The organism is Wolbachia endosymbiont of Madathamugadia hiepei (genome assembly GCF_013366855.1).
Lineage (GTDB): Bacteria > Pseudomonadota > Alphaproteobacteria > Rickettsiales > Anaplasmataceae > Wolbachia.
The window spans coordinates 1-3,094 of the sequence record NZ_WQMP01000123.1; the positions used below are offsets into that span (position 1 = coordinate 1).

The window sequence follows — 3,094 nt, forward strand, 5'->3', positions numbered from 1 at the left end:
TTTGACAAGACTGCTGAGGTTTTTATGGGTTTTTTAAACTTCGTTGGTTCTCTCATATGGCTTCTCTAAAATTTTGTTCACAGAGCCTAGAAATATTGAATGTAACATTACTTTTGCTATTACTTACGGTTACGGTTTTTATAGTTCTTTCAAAACACTTAGTTGTGAGTGGCATTTTAATGTGTGCATTTAGTTCACTTATTGCACTTATGTATTTAATTATGAACGCACCTGATGTTGCAATTACTGAAGCTTCAGTTGGTGCAGGGCTCAGTACAGTTTTTATGTTTGCTGCACTTTCTTTGATAAAAAACCATAAAGTAAATTTATCTCACAACCCTATAACACTTTTTTTTATTTTATTTTTGACTGTATTCTTATCACACTTTGTAACTCAATTGCCGGATTTTGGCAGCCATGACGCTCCAATCCACTTGCATGTTGCTCCTTATTATATAGAAAATACTGAAAAAGTTGCTGGTATTTCTAATATAGTGACGGCTATTTTAACAAGCTTTCGTGGTTATGATACATTTGGGGAAACCATAGTAGTCTTTACTGCCGCACTTTGTATAACATTAACATTAAAAGAAGAAAATGATTAAAGATCCGGTATTAAATGCAGTAACATTTTTAATGGTGCCTTTTATTATCCTATTTGCCTTATATATACAATTTCACAGCGACTACACTCCAGGTGGGGGGTTCCAAGCCGGAATAATTATTGCTTCCGGAATAATACTATATTCAATGTTATTTGGTATATCCGTAACTTTAAAAGCAATACCCTATTCCGTAATTAAACTTACCAACATGCTAGGTATTTTAATCTACGGGGGAACGGGTATTGTAACAGTTTTATTTGGCAAAAGTTTTTTATCTTATGATATATTATTAACCAACAACGTTGCCGGTCAAAAATTTGGTATTTTCTTGGTGGAACTGGGTGTAGCACTTACTGTCTTCTCCTCCATGTTGATCATATATGTAAGCTTTGCTCGTATAAAAAAACAATGACTTTATATAATTATACAATTATTATTATACTAATGATGCTGGGTTTGTACACTATCATAAATGATAAAAATCTAATCAAGAAAATGATAGGGGTAAACGTTTTCCAAGCATCTGTTCTGCTGTTTTACATATCTTTAGGATATATAAAAAGCTCTTTGTCTCCTATACTAGTTTCAAATTTTTATTTATATAGCAATCCTATACCGCATGTTTTAATGCTCACTGCCATAGTAGTTGGAATTGCAACATTTTCAGTTGGATTGTCTATAGCAGTAAAAATAGAAGAAAAATATGGAATAATTGACCAAGACCCACATATATGAGTTAACAGTATCTTAAACTATATGAAGTAACAGGTAGCTACAGGCTAAAAATTAAACTATGGGCTTACTCGTTGTGAGCTTATTTACTAGTAAGAGATAAAATTTTAAATATAAAGGTAATGATGTCAACTGTTAATAATGCAGAAGGTAAGAAAAAAATCATCAGGGATCTAGTGACCAAAAGTATAAGAAAGGGTGGTTTTATTACTCTTGATGATATAAATGATAAACTGTCAGACGAAAATTTCTCATCTGACTTCATAGATGATACTATATCTATATTACAAGATTCTGGAATTAATGTACTTGAGAGCAGCGGAGATGAAGAAGATACTTCCGCCAACAATGATGATAGCAAGCTCGATGACGATGACACGTTGTCAAGCTCTGCCACAACTTTAGTACAAAACGACGATCCGGTAAGAGTTTATCTACAAGACATGAGCTCCGTAAAGCTTCTATCAAGGGCAGATGAAATCGAGATAGCAAAAAAAATTGAATCTGAAAAGCATAACATGTTGCGTGCAATAATTGAAACATCAGTAACACTAAAAACAATAAAAGCATGGCGTGATGATTTGAGTAGTGGAGCTCTCTTACTGAGAGAAATTATAGACCTAGATGCAATTTATAATTCTGATTTTAACACAATACCCAAAGAGGATGGCGAAGAAAGTGCCGAAGACTTTGAGGATTCTGGAGATGCCAAAGATGATGAAACAGGTAATAAAAAGGGTGATGATGAGCAAGAAAGTGGTAACGAAGATATAAGCTCAGCAAATTTAAATGTTTCTATTCTTGAAATGGAAAGCGACTTATTGCCCAAGGTCATAGTTGCACTAGATGGGATAATTACTTTAGCAAATGAAGCATTGACACTAAGAAAAAATCCCTCTAGCGAATCAGGATCTGAAGATTTATATAATCAAATATGGTCCATAGCGTTACAAATTAAATTAAGTGAAGCTGCTGTCACTCAAATTACACAAAAACTCTATAATATAAACAGGTCTATAATGCTTGAGGAAGCCAATCTTATTTCTGAGGCTAGAAAATATGATATTGACAGGGAAAGTTTTTACAAAGTTTATAATGAGGTGCTTTTAAAGTGTGAGTTAAAAGGGACAAGTTTTTTAAAGACCAATGAAAATGAATCTTTTCTTACAAAGGGGTTAAAAATCAAATGTACAAGGTTTATAGAAGGTAACTCTGAGTGTATAGCCTGCTCTGTGAATAATATTAAGCAATATATACAAGAGGATAACGTGCAGGAATTTAAGGAGCTAATCAAAAGAATACAAAAACATGAGCGAGAAGTCTCCGAAGCAAAGCAGAAAATGATTAAAGCTAATTTAAGGTTAGTAGTCTCCATCGCTAAAAAATATTCAAACAGAGGTCTTGCCCTGCTTGATTTGATACAAGAGGGCAATATTGGTCTTATGAAGGCCGTGGATAAATTTGATTACAAACGCGGATATAAGTTCTCAACTTACGGAACTTGGTGGGTAAGGCAGTCAATCACTAGAGCAATACCTGAGCAGTCTAAAGTAGTTAGAATACCGGTTCATATGGTAGAAATTATCAGCAAAATCAACAGGACACTAAGAAAGTTAACTCATGAGATGGAAAGAGAGCCTACATTAGGGGAATTGAGTACGGAACTTGGGATGCCTTTGGAAAGGATACGCAAAGTTATGAAAATAGCAAGGGACCCTGTAAGTCTTGAAGCTCCAACGGGAAAAGATGATAGTAGT

The 3,094-nt window shown here is 34.1% G+C and carries 4 protein-coding genes; all 4 read left to right on the forward strand.

Annotation, left to right across the window (positions count from 1 at the left end):
- Nucleotides 1-56: 56 nt before the first annotated feature.
- Nucleotides 57-605, forward strand: a complete 549-nt coding sequence (locus tag GO685_RS04385) for a DUF4040 domain-containing protein (protein ID WP_175937736.1) — start codon at nucleotides 57-59, stop codon at nucleotides 603-605.
- A complete protein-coding gene (locus GO685_RS04390) occupies nucleotides 598-1,017 on the forward strand; it encodes a Na(+)/H(+) antiporter subunit B (protein ID WP_175937737.1) in 420 nt (139 codons plus the stop codon). Before GO685_RS04385 ends, GO685_RS04390 begins: the two co-directional genes overlap by 8 nt.
- The gene (locus tag GO685_RS04395; protein WP_175937738.1) at nucleotides 1,014-1,340 is read left to right on the forward strand and encodes a cation:proton antiporter subunit C; all 327 of its coding nucleotides are present in this window, start codon (nucleotides 1,014-1,016) and stop codon (nucleotides 1,338-1,340) included. The genes GO685_RS04390 and GO685_RS04395 overlap by 4 nt, the downstream gene beginning before the upstream one ends.
- Before the next feature lie 122 nt (nucleotides 1,341-1,462).
- The coding region (locus GO685_RS04400) for a sigma-70 family RNA polymerase sigma factor (protein ID WP_175937739.1) at nucleotides 1,463-3,094 on the forward strand (1,632 nt) is incomplete at its 3' end.